Annotated in this window: 15 protein-coding genes and 4 pseudogenes; 9 read left to right on the plus strand and 10 right to left on the minus strand. The window is 46.6% G+C overall.

Annotated elements, in window-relative coordinates; genetic code table 11:
- The first annotated feature begins 183 nt into the window (after nucleotides 1-183).
- A complete protein-coding gene (locus tag D368_RS19745; RefSeq protein WP_003156030.1) occupies nucleotides 184-357 on the plus strand; it encodes a hypothetical protein in 174 nt (57 codons plus the stop codon).
- Between the two features lie 52 nt (nucleotides 358-409).
- Here the strand turns inward: D368_RS19745 and D368_RS00190 are convergent, their stop codons facing one another.
- Both D368_RS00190 and D368_RS00195 read right to left on the minus strand, forming a co-directional pair.
- Complete coding sequence (locus D368_RS00190) at nucleotides 410-1768, minus strand: serine hydrolase (protein ID WP_077721876.1); 1359 nt, start codon at nucleotides 1766-1768, stop codon at nucleotides 410-412.
- Nucleotides 1769-1904: 136 nt separating this feature from the next.
- On the minus strand, nucleotides 1905-2174 hold the full coding sequence (locus D368_RS00195) for a hypothetical protein (protein WP_015416934.1): 270 nt from the start codon (nucleotides 2172-2174) through the stop codon (nucleotides 1905-1907).
- Between the two features lie 233 nt (nucleotides 2175-2407).
- Here D368_RS00195 and D368_RS00200 point away from each other — a divergent pair, with 233 nt between their 5' ends.
- Nucleotides 2408-2662, plus strand: a complete 255-nt coding sequence (locus D368_RS00200; RefSeq protein WP_015416933.1) for a hypothetical protein — start codon at nucleotides 2408-2410, stop codon at nucleotides 2660-2662.
- 57 nt (nucleotides 2663-2719) lie between these two features.
- Here D368_RS00200 and D368_RS00205 read toward each other — a convergent pair.
- A pseudogene (locus D368_RS00205) lies at nucleotides 2720-3912 on the minus strand (macrolide family glycosyltransferase).
- Between the two features lie 143 nt (nucleotides 3913-4055).
- Nucleotides 4056-4742, minus strand: a complete 687-nt coding sequence (locus D368_RS00210; protein WP_003156038.1) for a GntR family transcriptional regulator — start codon at nucleotides 4740-4742, stop codon at nucleotides 4056-4058.
- Nucleotides 4743-4923: 181 nt separating this feature from the next.
- On the opposite strand from D368_RS00210, the gene D368_RS00215 reads away from it, so the two are divergent.
- Entirely contained in the window at nucleotides 4924-5979 is a 1056-nt protein-coding gene (locus D368_RS00215; protein ID WP_101562775.1) for a tartrate dehydrogenase, read from the plus strand.
- Nucleotides 5980-6000: 21 nt separating this feature from the next.
- Nucleotides 6001-6906, plus strand: a complete 906-nt coding sequence (locus D368_RS00220; protein ID WP_070081441.1) for an alpha/beta fold hydrolase — start codon at nucleotides 6001-6003, stop codon at nucleotides 6904-6906.
- A 128-nt stretch (nucleotides 6907-7034) separates the two neighbouring features.
- Here the strand turns inward: D368_RS00220 and D368_RS00225 are convergent, their stop codons facing one another.
- From D368_RS00225 to D368_RS00235, 3 genes and pseudogenes are all read right to left on the minus strand, one after another.
- Nucleotides 7035-7652 carry an NUDIX hydrolase gene (locus D368_RS00225; protein ID WP_071392080.1) on the minus strand — a complete coding sequence of 206 codons (618 nt, stop codon included), beginning with the start codon at nucleotides 7650-7652 and terminating at the stop codon, nucleotides 7035-7037.
- 166 nt (nucleotides 7653-7818) lie between these two features.
- Nucleotides 7819-8689 (minus strand): annotated as a pseudogene (locus tag D368_RS00230) (DMT family transporter).
- Between the two features lie 214 nt (nucleotides 8690-8903).
- Nucleotides 8904-9724 (minus strand): annotated as a pseudogene (locus tag D368_RS00235) (MerR family transcriptional regulator).
- Nucleotides 9725-9856: 132 nt separating this feature from the next.
- Here D368_RS00235 and D368_RS00240 point away from each other — a divergent pair.
- Complete coding sequence (locus D368_RS00240; protein WP_128574454.1) at nucleotides 9857-10315, plus strand: GNAT family N-acetyltransferase; 459 nt, start codon at nucleotides 9857-9859, stop codon at nucleotides 10313-10315.
- Nucleotides 10316-10473: 158 nt separating this feature from the next.
- Complete coding sequence (locus D368_RS00245; protein WP_044803008.1) at nucleotides 10474-11217, plus strand: sulfite exporter TauE/SafE family protein; 744 nt, start codon at nucleotides 10474-10476, stop codon at nucleotides 11215-11217.
- 40 nt (nucleotides 11218-11257) lie between these two features.
- Here the strand turns inward: D368_RS00245 and D368_RS00250 are convergent, their stop codons facing one another.
- On the minus strand, nucleotides 11258-12097 hold the full coding sequence (locus D368_RS00250; RefSeq protein ID WP_014417044.1) for a helix-turn-helix transcriptional regulator: 840 nt from the start codon (nucleotides 12095-12097) through the stop codon (nucleotides 11258-11260).
- Nucleotides 12098-12205: 108 nt separating this feature from the next.
- Between D368_RS00250 and fabF the strand changes: the two genes are divergently transcribed.
- Entirely contained in the window at nucleotides 12206-13441 is a 1236-nt protein-coding gene (gene fabF, locus D368_RS00255) for a beta-ketoacyl-ACP synthase II (protein ID WP_128574455.1), read from the plus strand.
- Between the two features lie 27 nt (nucleotides 13442-13468).
- Here fabF and D368_RS00260 read toward each other — a convergent pair whose 3' ends face one another.
- Complete coding sequence (locus D368_RS00260; protein ID WP_017419177.1) at nucleotides 13469-14680, minus strand: Bcr/CflA family efflux MFS transporter; 1212 nt, start codon at nucleotides 14678-14680, stop codon at nucleotides 13469-13471.
- A 143-nt stretch (nucleotides 14681-14823) separates the two neighbouring features.
- A complete protein-coding gene (locus D368_RS00265; protein ID WP_101562771.1) occupies nucleotides 14824-15957 on the minus strand; it encodes a glycerol dehydrogenase in 1134 nt (377 codons plus the stop codon).
- A 282-nt stretch (nucleotides 15958-16239) separates the two neighbouring features.
- Between D368_RS00265 and D368_RS00270 the strand changes: the two genes are divergently transcribed.
- On the plus strand, nucleotides 16240-17097 hold the full coding sequence (locus D368_RS00270) for a YitT family protein (protein WP_003156057.1): 858 nt from the start codon (nucleotides 16240-16242) through the stop codon (nucleotides 17095-17097).
- 119 nt (nucleotides 17098-17216) lie between these two features.
- A pseudogene (locus D368_RS00275) lies at nucleotides 17217-17743 on the plus strand (GNAT family N-acetyltransferase).
- Nucleotides 17744-17948: the final 205 nt, after the last annotated feature.

Raw genomic sequence — 17948 nt, forward strand, 5'->3', positions numbered from 1 at the left:
TTGCCTTTTTAATTTTTCATTTTCCCTTTCGTTTCTTCGGTAAAACAAAAGAAAGGCCTGTCATTTCTCCTAATTCTTCAACTCTCTCTTTATTGCCTTTTATCAGGTGAAATTGTTCACAAAATGTACACATTAATAGAGATGCAGTATAATTCAATTATCAGATAATAGGGGGAACTCATCATGAAAACGAAGGTTTTTGCGGTGGTATTGGGCGCTGTTTTAATGATTGCGGGGTTGGTTTTGGCAGAAGTTTCGCTTTATATGGAATACATCACAATGGTCGGAGCTATGATTTTTTCTTCTATATTTATGTCAGAGCCGAAAAGAAAATTTCGCGTCATCAAAGGGGTTTGACTTTTCTATTACCGCCGTCTTCTCAGGACGGCGGTTTTGTTTTGCATGTCACTCAGTCTATCCGCAAAGCCGTTTCTTCTGTGCCGTCCTGATATAAAACGAAATGCGGGGCTGTTTGTGCTTTATCACCTGCAAATTCAATTTCAAGCGGCAGCGCCCTGACAAAATAACGGGTTTCCGTCATTGGGAATAATTCGAATGGTGTCTGCCCGTCTATTGTAAGATACAATCGGTTTTCTTTTACCGTCACCGATGCATGTGTGTCATCCTGAAATGAGTAATTGCCGGTAAATCTGCTGTAAATCGCAGGATCGATATCTGCTTTTTTCTGATCCGCCGGACGTTTCGGAATCACGTATGGCTGATCAAATAAGATGTTTACGGCCGCGGCAATCACAGCTTGTTCAAATTGATACGATTGTTCCATATTGCTGAGATAAATCAGTGTTTTGTTCTGGTCAATATACCGGATCATCAGAGTTGAATAGCCCGGCCAGCCTCCGTCGTGACTGATAACCTTCCCTTTTTGGCGGCTGTTTTGAATCATCCAGCCAAATCCGTATCCGAATTGCTCTTCTTCATTCCAATAGCCCGGCGTAAACGCTTGATCTTTAGACTCTTTGCCGATGATTTCTTCCGTATAAAGAGCCTGATCAAACAGATATAAATCTCTAATAGTGGAGTTAACGGTTCCGTCACCTTGAATCCCGTCAAGAAAGACGACATAATCGGTTTCCTCAAGTTCATCCGGCAGCACATATTCTCCGGAATGAACATCATACACATAGCCATATGCATAGTTCGGAATGTTTTCTTTACTCAGCCTTCTGTTATAAATCCGCGTATCATGCATACGAAGCGGATGAAATACGGCTTGTTTCATAAATTCAGCAAAACTCATGCCTGATACAATTTCTATAATAACCGCTAACACCGCATACCCCGTATTACTGTAAAGCCAATCCTTGCCCGGCGGGAAATAAGCATCCGGTTTATGCTGCTTAAGCATATCGATCACATCTTGATTAACGGCAATTCTGTCCCGGTCCCAATGTGTTAAAAATAACTCCATATAGTCCGGCAATCCTGACGTATGATGGAGTAGTTGCCGAATGGTAATGCCCGGATAAGGAAAATCAGGAAGCCACCGCTCTATCATATCGTCATAACGCAGCTTCCCTTGCTGCTCTAAAATGATAACGCCTAAAGCTGTAAACGGCTTCGATACTGAGGCCAATTCAAAGACCGATTGGTCATTCAGCATCCTCTTTGTTTTCAGTTCTGCAGCGCCGAATGAACCCTGATATAAGATGCGGCCGTTTTCCGCTGCCAATACAGCTCCGTTTATTTCATGTCTTCCGTCTAAAGTGCTGAAAAGCTGTTCAAAAGCTTGTTTTTTCTTATCGTTCATTTCACGAACCTCCATATACAAGCTGATTTACTCTTTTATACGAACAGCCGCTTTAGAAGTTTCAATATTTTTCCTTACTGAAACACCAGTCAGTATACTGCCGTTCAGGCAGCCGCGGGGGTTTGATGAAGGTCTTTTATTCGCACCATACTGTGCAGGCTTCGAACTCAACATGCTTCTCGTCTTTTTTTGCACCGGCAATTTCCATAGTCGAAAACATCGCACAGACGACGGCTTTGTATTCGTTCATGACGGTTTGAATTTCAATCAGAAACCGTTCGGATGAAGCCGCGTATTCCGTTACGTATTCTTTCATTTTGCCGATAATATCATCTGCCTGACGGATGAAGCCGGCCGCCTCCAAGTCACTCTCAAACTGGTTTTTGTTGATCATATGAATATGCATTTTTCAAGGCCCCTTTCAGCAGCGTTTTGTGGTTATATCCACTGTAAAGGACAGGCTTGGATAAACTTTTAATAAAATATGAACAAAATATGAATTGGCTCATCGGCCTGACCGGCGGGCTTTCGGCTGTGCTCCGTTTCATTTGGACTACCTGAAATAATGACTTCTTTACTCTATGAAAAACAGCTCATATATGATCTAATACCATTAAAATGAACGTTAGGAGGCGGCCTATGTCAGCAGCAGGAAATCGGCAAAAATTTTGGGTCATGGCGATGCTTATAGCGGTCTTTGCCGTGTTTGTTTTCTCTTTTTCTGAGAATCATTCACAAAAGAACTGGCACACGGCGGTTGACCAGGCGTCAGTGAATGTCTTCGGCCAGCAGATCTTTGAAAAAGACCGTCTGGCAAAAACACTCGACGCACGTGAGGCAGAATCTCTTCTGACTCTTGTGAAACTTGCAAATGAAGAACATCACATCATCTAAAAGCCATTATAAAAAGCCTGTTTCCCTTTGGCAGAGGAAACAGGCTTTTTCCATGTATTATTGAGCATGTTTTTGTTCAATAAACCGATCGATCCGGGCCAGAACATCCTTCATGTCCATACATTCTTTAAAGCTTTCATTAATGGCTTGAATGCCTTGTTTGTATTTTCCGTTATGCAGCACTTCTTCCGCGGCAAGCTTTACCTTTTCAGCGCTCACTTCATCTTTTTGCACTGTATAGCCTGCATCCAATTCAGTCAGGCGGCGCGCAACCATCGGCTGGTCTTTATCATGCGGAATAACGACCAGCGGCACTTGATAATGAATGCCTTCATTTACACTGTTCATTCCGCCATGCGTGACAAACACGTCGGCCTGCTCCAGCACTTCAAGCTGCGGCACGTACGGGGCGATGATAAAGTTTTCCGGCGCCTGTTTGATTTTCGACAGATCGGCTTTTTCCCCGGCGGCAATGACTACTTTCCTTCAAAATCTGAGAACGCGTCTATGCACAGATTGAAAAACGCTTCCGTGTCCCCGAGCACCGTTCCCATTGAGATATAAATGACTTTTTCATTCTTTAATGAGTCAATCGGGAAGTCGACGCGCCCTTTTCTCTTCGGAAAACTCGGACCGATAAATAAATACTCATCTCCGAATGTCTCACTTTCGGGCTGAAAATATCTGCTTGTATAGACGACGTTCAATTCACCTGTGTTGTTCATAAATTGAACCATGCTGTCAGGGGCGACACCGTATTTGTCTTTCATCTCGGCCAACAGCTCTTCACATTCCCTGTCCGGCTGAAACGGCACGCCCGATTCCGGATGGAGCGGCAGTATTTTCAGACGGTCTTCATTGAACAGGAAGGATGCTGAAGAAGAGATGCCGGGAATGTTGAGATAATCCCGCACCAGCTCTCCCGCACCGAATTTATCATAATAGACGGCGTCGAATTGAATGTCCTCTGCCAGCCGCTGCACAATATGTAAAATCTCCAGTGACGTTTTGATATGAACCTTTAAAAATGCAAGTATGCCGGACGGACTGCCGGGATCAATGGGTGTCATTCTGAGCAGATCGCTGTGAAGGTGAACTTTCGCTCCTACTCCTTCCAGTCTGCTTTTGTATTTTTCCGTTGAGATATAATGAACGTGATCGCCCCGTTCGCTGAAGGCCTTTGTCATACCCAAAGTCGGGTTTACGTGTCCTTCTGCGGGAAAATTGATCATCAGAATATGTTTCGCCATTTTTCAAACTCCTTTGCCTTTTTTGCGTCTCTTCCATATCCATCATAAATGACGCGGAAAAAATCATGCAAGGAACATCCGTCAGGTCTTTATGACGGTTCGATGACATCGGCAAAAAAAAGACAAGGCTTTTTTCACCTTGTCTATCGTGATGATGCGTCTGTTTCTCCCGCTTTGAGCACGCCTTTCAGATGTTCTTCATCATGCTTGAGATGCTCCGTCATATATTGCACGGCTTTTGTTTTATCGCCCTTTTTTATTTCTTCAAAGACTTTCCGGTGCTCATGCAGGATAACCTCCGCACGGTCATCTCCTTTAAAATTAAGAACTCTGCAAAAATGAATCAGCACATTGACATGCTCAAGCAGCATGGCCAGCCGGCTGTTGCGGCTGAAATCCACAAGAAGCCGATGAAACGACTCGTTTAAGGAAATAATCTCAGTCTCTTTGACGCCTTTATTGATGGCTTCTTCCGTCTCCCGCAGCTGTTTTTCAATGAGGTCAATTTCACTCTCAGCCGCTTCATCAATAACCAGTTCGACCGCCAGTGATTCAAGTGACATTCTGATTTGATAAATCTCTTCAACATCCTTAACGGACAAAGAATAAATGACAAAGCCGTTTCGATCGTCTGCTGTCAGAAGCCCGTCCTTTTCAAGGAGCCGCATGGCTTCTCTGACCGGCGACCGGCTGACTCCGAAATCCTTAGCCAGCTGAGTCTCATTCAGCCGTTCACCCGGTTTAAAAATCCCGTCAAATATCATTTTTTTCAATTGGGAATAAAATTGCAGATAATACGGGATTGGCTTATCTAATTTAAAATTATCCATCTTTCCTACCTCTTCATACAATTTAGGCCTTATTGTTACCAAGATCATATAACAGTTTATCTATGGAAGCAACATTCCCGAGCTTGTCAGCATATCGGAGGTGCCGTAATATGGAATTATAGCGAACGACGGTCGACGGTCTGCCGTAAACCGAAAACAATTCATTCAGAGGTGACGGAACATGAAAACATATAAGATTGCCAGCATACCGGGGGACGGTGTGGGGAAAGAAGTCGTTCCGCAAACGGAGCGGGTGTTGAACGCGATCGCCGAATTACATGGAGGCATTGCCTTTGATTTCACTTCTTTTCCGTGGAGCTGCGAGTATTATTTGGAGCACGGGACTATGATGCCGGATGATGGACTAGAAACGTTACAGCACTTTGATGCTTTGTTTTTGGGAGCGGTGGGGAATCAAAAACTCGTCCCCGATCATGTTTCGCTGTGGGGGCTGCTCATCAAGATACGCCGGGAATTTGAACAGGTGATTAATGTGCGGCCGGCGAAGCTCCTGCCGGGAATCACTTCCCCCCTCGTTAACCCGAAGGATTTTGATCTGATAGTCGTCCGCGAAAACAGTGAGGGCGAGTACAGCTCTGTCGGCGGCAGAATCTATCAGGGTGAGGACGAAATCGCCATACAAAACGCGGTCTTTTCCCGACGGGGTACAGAAAGAGTGATGCGGTATGCTTTCGAACTGGCGGCAAGTCGGCGGAAACACGTCACAAGCGCGACGAAATCAAACGGTATTGTTCACTCGATGCCGTTCTGGGATGACATCTTTAAAGAGGTCAGGCGGGAGTACGCCGGGATTGAGACGGATTCCCAGCACATCGATGCACTGGCGGCCTTCTTTGTCACGCAGCCGGAACGCTTTGATGTCATTGTCGCTTCGAATCTGTTCGGAGATGTGCTGACAGATATCGGCGCGGCGATTATGGGAAGCGTCGGAATCGCTCCCGCAGCCAACATCAATGTAAACGGCAAATATCCTTCCATGTTTGAGCCTGTTCACGGCTCCGCTCCGGATATTGTCGGAAAAGGAATTGCCAATCCTATAGGCCAAATATGGACGGCGAAATTAATGCTCGATTCATTCGGAGAAGAGGAACTGGGCCATCTCCTCTTACAATCTATTGAAACGGTCACAAACAGCGGCATTCTGACTCCTGATGCCGGCGGAAAACATTCAACGGAAGATGTCACTTCCGCTATTATTTCTCAAATAAACAAATAACATTTTATGAGGAGAGAGAAAATGGATTCTTTTCGTGAACAATTTGAAAAGCATGTGACCCATGATTCAATTGAGGTAAATGGCATCCGCCTTCATTACGTCTTTACGGGAAAGGAGGATGCTCCCCCCGTCATTCTCCTGCACGGCTTTCCGCAAAGCTGGGTGACGTGGCGTTATGTGATTCCGACGCTTGCCGCTTCTCATAGAGTCATCGCAGTTGATCTGAGGGGCTACGGCGATTCTGAAAAGCCGAGCGGCATAAACGGCTATGATAACAAAACGATGGCAGGCGATATACAAGGTCTGATGCGCCGCCTGCATATACAAAAAGCGTTAATTGCCGGGCATGACAGAGGCGCAAGGGTAGCAAGGCGGCTCGCTTTAGATGCGCCGGAGCTGGCGGCAGGCCTTGTGCTCATTGACATTATGCCGACTGAATACGTCTATGATTCTCTGACGGCAGCTGAAGCGGCAAAAAAATATTGGCACTGGACATTTCAGGTCGTTCCCCATCTGCCGGAAGAATTAATAAAAGGAAAAGAAGAGGAATATCTTAGATTTTTATTAAGCAGAGGTGACGGGCTTTTTGACCTGCTGGCATCAGACGGCGCCTGGGACCGGTACTTAGCCGCCTGGAAGCAGCCCGGCGCTGTTCAAGCTGCGCTTAATGACTACAGAGCCGCTTATCAAATTGATTTGCCGAGATATCGTTCAGAAAAGGAATCACAGAAAAAACTGGATGTTCCCACGCTTTTGCTGTGGGGAGAAAAAGGGAACTTAGCCGGCCTTCCCGTGCTTGACACATGGAGAGAATCAATTCGTGAAGTCAGCGGATATGAGGTAAAAGGCTGCGGCCATTATGTTCCCGAGGAAAAACCGACAGAAGCTGCCCGCAGGATTATCGATTTTTCAAAAACGGTTTTTTAAGGGGCGCACCACACCGAAACAGGCAGACTCTTAAAACCCGGCCTGATGATACCTTCTCTATCACAGGCCGGATCATTCATAAGTAAAATGGTGCTGAACCAGTTCCTCTCTTTTTCCTGCTTGCTGCCTTAATCAAAATAAACGGGTTCATCCGGATGTTTGAGATATGCAAACATCTTTTCAATCTGACTTACCGTATTGCGGGCGGCAGATAGCGGCGGCAGCTCCGTTTCCGCAAAAAAGCCGGCCGCGCTTGTTTCCGTTCCCTCCCTGAGCCGGCCGCCGATAATCTCGCATTTGATAAACACTTTGTAAACGTGGGCGGCGGACGGCGGATGGGAATGGCATTTCTTATCCATTACAGCTAACAGTTTAACGGGCTTTACGTCGATTCCCGACTCCTCTTTTACTTCTTTGACAGCGGTCTCGCCCGGTGAAATCCCGATATCAGCCCATCCGCCCGGCAGCGCCCATCTGCCGTCGCTTTTCTCTCTTACCATTAATATGCTCTGATCTTTAAAAACTGCCGCTCTGATATCAACTTTCGGAGTGGGATAGCCCGTGTCACCGGCGAATACGTCTTTGATGATCCTTTTGTCGATGCCGGTATGATGCGCCATGATATCCACGCTTATTTTTCTTATTTCTTCAAATCTCTCAATATCATATATGTCTTTGGAATAAGCCAGCCCCGCTTGCGCCGCGGATTGAAGCTGTTTTGCCCATTCAAGCCATTTTGGCTCCATTTTTTCCACCGCCCGTTATGTTAATTGACGAAACCCCGAATTGCACCTTGAGAGTACCGGTGCCCATGATCCGTTTCTGCTCCTTGTTTTCTGTTTATGGCGGAGCGAATCCTGCCGGGAAATCAGAAAAAAGCCATTCATTTGCTGAATGGCTTTTTTTCATTTTCTATTTTTCTTTCATGACGAGAACGACGACTGAAACAATAAGGACCGCCCCGATCCAGAAGGTTCCTCCGATCGATTCTCCCAGCAGCAGCCAGCCGAGCAATGTCCCGGAAAGCGGCTGAAAGAAGAAAAACAGACCGCCGCTTGCCGCATTCAGCAATTGCAATCCGCGATTCCAAAGCATGAACGCGCAGGCGGTTGATCACACCCAGATATAAAAGTCCGCCCCATATCTCAGGCCGGGCAAGCTGAGACAAAGGAATCTCCCGAAGCGGGCCCGCTGTAAACGGGGTCAGGATGACAAATGCGACGCAAATGGAATACGTTGTGACGACAAGCGGGGAGTAATGGCCGGGAACCCGTTTCATCAGCACGGACATCAAAGCCCATGTCAGCGCCGCAGCCAGAAGCGAGAGACCGCCGAGCTGGCTCGACATATCGAGATCTCCGTTCCCCACAATGAGCAATACTCCGATCGTCGCCAGCCCTGTCGATATTCCTTTTTTCAGCGTTAACCGTTCTTTCAGCATCAGCCGGGCAAATACAACCATAAATGCAGGAGTGGATGCCGTAATAATCGCACCCATCTGCGCGGTTGATAATTTCGTGCCGATTTCCTGCGTGACGATCGAAATCGTGTTGCCGATCAATCCGATCGCAGCGATCAGTAATAAATCACGTTTATGAACTTTCCAGGATTGGCGTGTAAATAAACTGAGAATCAAAAGTGAAAGAAGCGCCACCGCATATCTCAGCCATACCAGTTCAAGCGGCGGAATGACCGCTACCACTACTTTTACAACGACATACATACCGCCCCAGATACTGGCGGCCAATGCCAAATAAATCGAACCGAACAATGTATTTTTCAATTGATGCACCCTCCGTTATCATATTAGGTCACGTCATATGCCCTAACGGAGAGAAGCACAGTCACTTTCCTCCATTAAGGGCGGAGAAGTGCTGCCGGTACATCATGTTCAAATAAGGGCGCTAGAAACATATCGTTTTTCACCTCAATTGCAATCTGATTTTTCTCATTATACAAGGTTTGTCAGAAGACGTAAACGAACGGCGGCATCGGCTTTATCGATTGCGGACTGGCAGCTGGATTCTTGTGATCTGATTGTCAAACCCGTCCGCCACAACCTCATCAAGCATATATTCTTCATATGCATAATCGCCCATTTCCAGCCCATACTCTTCAATAAACTGCATGATGCTGCGGTAAGCCGCTTCCGCTTCATCCCCTATTTGGTACCCGACGGCATAAAGCCCTTTCGGCTTGATATGGAGGTCTCTATTCTCTATGCCTTCTTCTGTCTTCATATAAAAATGGGTGTAGTTGTAGAATTCTTTTTTCAGAATCTGCTCCCGCGCAAACAGTCCGCCGACCGGATGCCCCTGATCGAGTTCATGTACCCGCATATAGCGGATCAATTCGGAAATGGCGGCAGTGTATTGCCGTTCTGGCAAATGGAGTACGGGTCGTCCTATCATAAGTGTCTCTTCATCTAATCGCTGCAATGAGACGGAGGAAAAGTCTGTCTCCAAGGCTTGTTCGGTCAGCTTCACCTTTGTCTGAATCATTCTTTGCAGGTGCTCCAGCTTTTTGATTTTGCTTTCGATTTCTGAAGATTTCTCTTTTAAAAGCGTGATGATACCCTCGGGGGTTTTGTCTGTTAAGAGCGGTTTGATCTGCTTCAAGGGCACCCCGACCTCCTTAAACAGACCGATGACCTGGAACAGTTCGAATTGATGATAGGAATAGTATCTGTATCCGTTCGCTTTTTTGATTTCCGGAGAAAGCAGGCCGATCTCGTCATAATGGAACAGGGTTTGTTTTTTACGTGGCACAGTTTTGCAAATTCACCCGTTGTGAAGTATTTTCTGACGTCTTCGCTCATAATGCCTCCTTGACTATACGGTAACCATATCCTTTATGATGATCATTGTATCCGAGAGAAGGCTGATTCACAAATGGCTTACGAAATGAAAGCTTTACCGTCTCAGAAAAAAGCGGAAGAGGAGTATCAAGTATGACGATTGAAATCAGAGCAGTCACGGAAGAGAACCGTGCCGATATACTGGCGCTTCATGTAAAGGAAAGCCAGACTTCATTTATTGAAACCGCGGAAGAGTGCTTACAAGATGCTGAGGATTGCCGGCATTATCAGCCGGCCGGTCTTTATGTTAACGAGGTATTGGTCGGCTTTGCCATGTACGGATGGTTTCCGGAATATGATGAGGAAAATGAAAACGGCAGAGTGTGGCTTGACCGTTTTTTTATTGATGAACATTATCAGGGACGTGGATTGGGCAGGCTGTTGCTTGATGCCCTTATCTGCCATCTCGTTCGAATATATGATTGCAGACGGATTTATTTAAGCCTGTTTGAAGATAACGTGCACGCATTGCGGCTTTATCAAAAATTCGGCTTCTTATTCAATGGAGAGCTGGACTCAAACGGGGAAAAAGTGATGGTGAAAGAGCTGTAAACCCTCTGTATAAAAGCGATTCGTCTTCTTGCCAATCCCTTAAATTTGAGGTAACATAAAGATATCGGACGACGGTCGACGGACTACGGTCGATTGTTAAAAACCTGATAAAGCGGATCTGAACATGGTGATCAGGCATCTAAATGGAGGAGAAGATTGTGCTTATTATACTCGTTATGTTTCTTCTCGGGATTATTCTCGGGTTTATCGGCGCGGGGGGAGCCGGTTTTGTCATTGCACTTTTAACTATACTGTTTCACGTACCGATTCATACGGCTTTGGGCACCTCCCTCGCCGGAATGGCTTTCACAAGTTTATCGGGGGCTTTCAGCCACTACCGTGAAGGCAATATTCAGATGAAGATCGGCCTCATCGTCGGCGTTTTTGCGGCATTCGGTTCGTTTTTCGGGGCAAGGCTTACTTCCCTTATCCCCGCAGATTTGCTGCATTACTTGACGGCCGGCATGCTGTTTTTATCTGCTCTGCTTATTTTAGTCCGGTTATTTATTGTAAAAGAAACACAAGAAGATTCCGGACGGCAAAGCAACCTGAACATATGGGTGAAAGCCGTTGTACTCGGTATCATCGCAGGAATCTTGTCCGGAACGTTCGGTATCGGCTCTGCTCCTTTTATCCAAATCGGCTTAATGATTCTTTTGCGCTTATCCATCCGCCAGTCGGTCGGCACCACCATGCTTGTCATTATCCCGCTTGCGGTCGGCGGAGGACTCGGTTATGTGACGGAAGGATTTGTCGATTATATGCTGTTGGTCAAAGTGCTGATCGGAACGATGTGCGGCGCATATGTCGGAGCAAAATTCACCAACCTCGTGCCGAAAGTCATTCTGAAATCAGCCATCTTTTTAACACCGGCCATCGCCGGTTTGATGCTTTTATTTTAAACTGAAACGGGAGGCGGCCGCCTCCCGTTTTTTCTGTTCTTCACCTGTTTTCGAAGAGCTTTTTCAGCTTTGCTTCCGTTTCGGTATGATCTACCGGCGTATACACACTGCAGCGCAGATCACTGTTGCCCTGAACCTGAAATGAAGTCAGGTTAAAGACCATTTTTCCCGCCTTCGCGTGGCGGAACTCAATTAATACTTCGGGTGCCGAGCTGACTTCGCTCTCATTCCACAGCGTATGAAATTCCGAATACGTTTTCTCCATTTCTTCTATAAACTGAGAATACCACGTATCAGCTACATACTGGCCGTAATACGTTCTGAAAATGGCGATGAATCCTTTCACAAAGTGCTCCCAGTTCACGGCTAAACTTCTTAATTCTTTTCTGGAAAACAATAGCTCTATGAGATTCCGTTTTTCAGGAGGAATTTGTTCAAAATCTAAAAACACGTGAGCCGCGGCCTGATTCCATCCTACGATATGACACCGCCTGTCCGAGATAATGGTGGGACAATAACGGAGCTCCTGCAGGATTTTTGAAAGCGACGGGCTGATAACCGCTTCTTCCTCCGCGGTAAACGGCTGCTTCACGCCCTCCTCAATGGCAAGCGCGTATAAATAATTTCTCTCATCTTTATTGAGCTGCAGCGCATCGGAAACCGCGTCCAACACGGCTGCGGACACTTTAATGTCTCTGCCCTGCTCCAGCCACGTATACCACGTGGTGCTTACGCCGGCTAATTGCGCGACCTCTTCTCTTCGGAGTCCGGGCGTTCTTCTCCGTGTGCCCATCGGCAGCCCGGCCATCTGCGGAGAAATTTTGGCCCGCTGCGTTTTTAAAAACTCTGAGAGCGCCTGCAATCTTCCTTCTGGTATCATACCGAATCTCTCCTCTCTTACCCTGGTATTCATTATACTAGGATAATCAACAACTTGTAATAGGATAATTGCGAGTTACAATAAATACATACCGAAGGAGGAATGACCATGAAAAGAGTTGTGATCACCGGAATGGGAGTGATTTCACCTCTCGGCAATGATGTGCATACATTTTGGAAACACCTGACGGAAGGAACATCGGGAATCTCTCTCATCGATTCGTTTGATGTCTCCGGCTCCAAGACAAAAATAGCCGGCACCGTCCGTGATTTTGACGCAGAAGAAAGATGGGGCAGAAAAGAAGCGAGACGGCTTGACCGTTTCAGCCAGTTTGCTTTAGCGGCAGCGGAACAGGCGCTTGAAAGCTCCGGGATTCAGCTCGATCAGATTGACCGTGAACGCCTCGGCGTGTACGTCGGCTCGGGAATCGGCGGCATCACGACTTTGATTGATAACGTTCATACTTTAAATGAACGGGGAGCGCGAAAAGTGAGCCCGAGCCTTGTCCCCATGATGATCTCAAACGCGGCCGCCGCTCAAATCAGCATCAGATTAGGCGCGCTCGGCCCCTCACTTTCTCCCGTCACCGCGTGTTCCATCGGCAATACGTCGATCGGGGAAGCATTCAACGCCATTCGGAATGATGACGCAGATATTATGTTTGCCGGGGGAGCGGAAGCGGCGATTACGAATTTGTCATTAGCCAGCTTCGGCAATGCCCACGCGCTGTCAGCGAGAAACGAAGACCCCGCCGCGGCCAGCCGGCCGTTTGACGCGGATCGCGATGGATTTGTCATGAGTGAAGGCGCGGGCATCTTAGTATTGGAATCATTGGATAGCGCAATCGGCAGAAATGCCCCGATCCTTTGTGAGGTGCTCGGCTACGGCGCAAGCTCTGACGCGTATCATATGGTGGCCTCCCATCCGGAAGGGACGGGTGCATACCTGGCGATGAAAAATGCTTTGAAAAAGGCGAACGTTTCAGCGGAAGACATTGATGTCGTAAGCGCCCATGCGACAAGCACAAAAGCCGGAGATCTTTCTGAAACATTGGCCATCAAGACATTATTCGGAGAGCTTGCGTATGACATTCCGGTTACGGCCAACAAATCAATGCTCGGCCACATGCTTGGCGCGGCAGGCGGCGTTGAAGCCATCGCTCTGACAGAAAGCCTGAGACACGGCATCATCCCGCCGACGATCAATCTGCAGCACCCTGATTCGGCATGTGATTTGGACTATGTGCCAGACGGGCCCCGCCATCAATCGTTAACGATCGGCCTTTCCAACTCATTCGGCTTTGGCGGACATAATTCGGCGATCGTGCTGAAGAAATATGAATAGCGGGCATCAAAAAAGGAGTGAATCATTTCACTCCTTTTTTGCTTTCTCCGGTTTTGTTGTTAAGGCGAAAAAAGCGATGGAACCGATAACGGATGTCGTGAACATAATTGCCCCCATCGGCACGGCCGTCGCTTCATTCATCCCCACAAGCGGCGACACGATGGAACCGAGAAGAAGCGGAAGCATGCCGAGCAGTGCGCTTGCGCTTCCCGCGCGGTGTCCCTGCTTTTCCATCGCCAATGTAAAGGTGCTTGTCAGCGTCATGCCGATCGTAATCATATAAATAAAAATGGAAATCACCAGTGCCGCCAGCGGCCCGTGAATGATCGTCATGACGAGCAGAACGGCAGTCGCCGTCATCGCTGTAATCACGCCGATTCTCAGCAGGCTTTTTTCGTGAATAATCCCGCCGAAACGGCCGATGATAAAGCTTCCGGTAATGATCGCCAGACCGTTTATGCCGAATAAAACACTGAATACCTGAGGCGATACTCCGTAAATATCCTGATACACAAAAGGCGTTCCGGAGACATACGCAAAGCTCCCGCCGTGAATAAAACCGACCGTCAGCGCATAGCCGATAAATGACCGATCCTTCAGCAGGCTTCCCATTGTCCGCACGGAATTTCCGATGGAGCTCGGAATCCGCTTTTCCGGCGGCAGGGTTTCTGTCAGCTTGAGCGCAATGATGAGAACAAGCAAAAACCCGATAAAAGTTAAAAACAGAAAAATCGTATGCCATGATGCAAACGGAAGCAATAAAATCGCGCCTCCCGTCATCGGCGCCACCATCGGCGCGACGGCGGTAATGACCATCAGCAGCGAGAAAAATTTAGAAAGCTCTCTTCCCGTAAACACATCTCTGACGATTGCACGGGATAAAACGAGTCCCGCCGAAGCGGTGAATCCTTGAAGAAAACGGGCAATCACCAGTGTTGCAATGTTCGGTGCAAGCGCGCAAAACAGAGAAAACAAAGCAAATAAAAAAATACATAGCAATAACGGTTTTCTTCTTCCCTTCGCGTCACTTAACGGGCCGACAACAACCTGTCCGATTGTCAGTCCGATCAGACAAGCGGTTAAACTGAGCTGGACAAGCGAAGCGCGGGCGCTTAAATCTTCGGCGATTTCAGGGAAGCTCGGCAGATACATATCTATATTGAGCGGCCCCAGTATCGCAAGCATTCCGAGTAGAAAAGCCAGCGCAAGCCGCTCCTTACCGGTCGGATTATGCAGCATATCGTTCCCACCTTTCCTTTGTCAATCTCTCAAAACATTTGTATATTGTATCATAATTTTTCTTTATTTTAAAAGTTTTCAAAGGGCATAAAAAAACCAAGGGCTGTAACAGCCCTTGGTCCCGGATCACGCGGCAAAAGGTTTTACGCGTGTTTTTCTTTAAATGCTTTTGCGTATTGATCAGCCGCTATAATGGCGTCCGCCACGTCGTCAGCCGTCACGTCAAAAGCGGCATGAATCGTTTCTTCTTCAATCGTCGCGGCTTCTGCCACTTTCATAATGTCCTCTTTAGATGCGTCTTTCAATTTGATGTCTTCAAGTGTGACAGGCAGCCCTAAGCTGATATAAAACGCGATATACCGCTCAATTTCCTCAAGCGAACGTTTTTCCAGCGCCAATTGAACAAGCGTGCCGAATGCCACTTTTTCACCGTGGGTCAAGTGATGGATTTCACCTTCAAGCGCGGTAAATCCGTTATGAATGGCATGTGCCGCAGCTAAGCCGCCGCTTTCAAATCCCAGTCCGCTCAGAAGTGTATTGGCTTCAACCACCGCTTCCAATGCGGGCGTAACGGCTTTCGCTTTCACAGACTCATAAGCGAGACGGCCGTATTTGAATAATACCGCTTCACATTTTTCCGCGATAGCCTCTCCGGCGATTGTCGGAATTCCGCCTGCCATCGTTTTACCGCCATTGGCGATGACACTGCGCGCCTCTATCCACGTCGCCATCGCATCGGCAATCCCTGATGCTAAAAAGCGCGGCGGAGCTTCCGCGACGATTTTCGTATCGACCAGAACCAAGTCAGGATTCTTATGATAAAAACGATAGTTTTCGAACGCGCCTTGTTCAGAATACACGACAGACAGCCCGCTTGTCGGAGCATCCGTTGAAGCGGCCGTCGGCACGATAACGGTGTAGCCGTTTATTTCATCTGATACGGCTTTGGCCGTATCAAGCGTTTTACCGCCGCCGACTCCGATGACAATAGCCGCCCCTGCTTTTTCTGCAATGCCGGCAATTCTTTTCATTTCTTCCTGGGAGGCTTCGCCGTTGAAAACCGCCTCTTCAGAAGAAATATTGCTTTTCTTTAATTCAGCCGTCACCTTGTGGCCCGCGATATCCCATACGGTTTTATCCGCGATGACGACGGCTTTTTCACCAACGCCCTCCAGATGTCCGCCGATTGTTTCAATGGCATTTTTTCCCTGCACGTATTTGGCCGGACTGATAAAAATTCGTTCCAATGTCATCATCCCTTCTTCGTTGTCTCTCATTACATTTCTCTTATTGATAGAGCAGAAATGAAAACTCTTCTGATATCATTCCTCGTTTTGATTTGATTCAAACCTCATATACACTGCTGAAAAATCAATTTTCACGGCATTGACAAGATGTGAAGGTGTCTATATAATCTTCGATATTGAAGCTGATCATTCTTTACTGAATGAACAAACGAGATTGTGAATGATTCGTCTTAAAAATTATTTAGTTCTGCTGGATAATTTTTGAGGCGTTTTTGTTTTTTATATATTTTTGACTGCGGAGGAGGTTTGCATATGAAGAACATTTGCAAGGATATACTGATGATTATGGCCGGAGCCTTTCTTATCGCGGCGTCCGTGGAATTTTTCGTCATCCCGAATCATTTAGGGGACGGCAGCACCGTGGGAATCGCTCTCGTTTTATATTATCTTTTCCATATACCTGCAAGTATTACGACTCTGGTTGTAAATTTGATTTTTATCGGGTTGGCTTATAAATTTTTAACGAAAAAAACGATTTTATACACGATACTCGGTACGGGAATGACTTCTGTTTTTCTCAGCATCGTCAGCTTTATTCCATTCGGCGTGCACGACATGGTGCTCGGGATCGTATTCGGCGCTCTGCTGATGGGAGCAGGGCTGGCATTGATCTTTATCGCTGACGGATCTACCGGCGGGACCACGCTTTTGGCGTATTTATTGAATTACACAAAGGGCTTTAACATCTCCAAAAGCATGTTTTATATGGATTGTGTCATCATTTTCGCATCCGTTTTAGCGATCGGAATCAATCATATGCTGTATACGTTTATATTCGTTTATCTGTGCGCCAAAATCGTCGATATTGTCATTGAGGGGTTCCATAATAAAAAAGCCCTCACCATTATGTCTGACCAATACGAAGAAATCGCCAAAGCCATCACCTCCGAGTACGGCAACGCGGCGACGATTTTTTACGGATACGGGTATTACGGCAGCAAAGACAAGCGCATTATCTATGTTGTCATTAAAAAGAACGAATTGCTGAAAATCAAAAAACATGTTCAAAAAATTGATCCGAAATCATTTATCGTAATTCATGAAGTAAAAGAAGCTGTCGGAGGGCAATTCGGGTTTACAAACCTGCCCGCCGCCGCAAATGAAAAATAACCGCCTGCAGTGTATAGCTGCAGGCTTTTTTTATCCGGCTCTTCCCCGCTCAAAGGTTTTTTGCATCTTTCAATCGAAGTAGTATAATGAAACCTTTTTTGATGGAGGAACATAAAAAAATGAATATCAAAACTGAAAGGCTTGTAATTCGGACTTTTGAACCGGAAGATTGGCAGGATGTCTATGCGTACACCTCAAATCCGAGTGTCATGAAATATATACCAGAGGGTGTCTTTACCGAAGAAGATGCCAGGAAATTCGTTACTGAAAACAGCTGTGAACATGCCGGGAAGTTTCCCGTTTTATTGAAGGATGAGAAAACGGTCATTGGCCACATTGTTTTTTTCAGTATTTTGGCGATCATACGTATGAAATCGGCTGGGTGTTTCACCCGGAATACCAGGGCAAAGGATATGCTTCAGAGGCGGCGCGCGCCGTGCTGGCATTCGGGTTTAACAAGATGAAATTACACCGGATCATTGCGACATGTCAGCCGGAAAACATGGCTTCGCACCGGGTAATGGAAAAGATCGGGATGAGACGGGAAGGCTTTTTTAAAAAATGCATCCCCCATGATAATGAATGGTGGGATGAATATTATTATGCCGTTTTAGAAGAAGAGTGGGAAGCCTCCAATCTGGAATAAAAAGGCTTATACCCTTTGCTTTTACAGATAAGTGTGTGCTACACTGTTCGTAACAAATACGAAGGGATGATGGGTGGACAATGATTAACTAATCTTATTTTGACCGTTTGAAATCAAATATTTCAAATCAGAAAAAATAGGATTAGTCTGCCCATTTTCTATACGATACGAGAAAGCTATGTAAAAATAGCTTATTTGATCATGC

Origin of the sequence: Paenibacillus lentimorbus NRRL B-30488 (assembly GCF_000411595.1) — a bacterium.
Lineage (GTDB): Bacteria > Bacillota > Bacilli > Bacillales > Bacillaceae > Bacillus > Bacillus velezensis.